The organism is Yersinia vastinensis, from assembly GCF_902726565.1.
GTDB classification, from domain to species: Bacteria; Pseudomonadota; Gammaproteobacteria; order Enterobacterales; family Enterobacteriaceae; genus Yersinia; species Yersinia vastinensis.
Genome location: NZ_CACVAF010000040.1, coordinates 1 through 476, shown reverse-complemented (window position 1 = coordinate 476; position 476 = coordinate 1). Strand labels below are relative to the sequence as shown.

The following is a 476-nucleotide window of genomic DNA, read 5'->3' as shown; positions in this document are numbered from 1 at the left end:
AGGTTAGCGGCACTGGAATCCAGACGGTTGATGCTAGCCCCCAGTGTGGAGCGCATTTCACCGTAAGTCGCCACCGCGTTTTCCAGCTCCTGAACCGCACGCATAGCGGCTTTCGGGCCGACCACTTTCAGATTAATCACCCCAGACTCAAAAGTTGTAGCATCAGCATACAAAGTATCTAACTCATCAGCGGCGGTTTTTCTGTCAGTCAGCGCAGATTCCCATGCACTTCTCTTAGTTGCATCAGTGGGGTCAGCATCATATGCCGCTTTCTCAGTGACCACTTTTGCTTCAGCATCAGTCACTTTTGTCTCAGCAGTTTTTGCTGCCGTACCATGAGCCGCCTTAGTATCCTGAGCAACTTCTTTCACCAGATCACCAATTTGCTTCGACACATCCAGCGTCAGACCTTCACCTTTCTGTGCGCCCGTCTGGAAATTCAGCTTGCCCGTCAATTTGCCACCGGTGGCAAACAG

At 51.5% G+C, this 476-nt stretch carries 1 pseudogene; it reads right to left on the bottom strand.

Annotated elements, in window-relative coordinates:
* Nucleotides 1–476, bottom strand: a pseudogene (locus HUZ92_RS20740) (hypothetical protein); the annotation flags it as partial.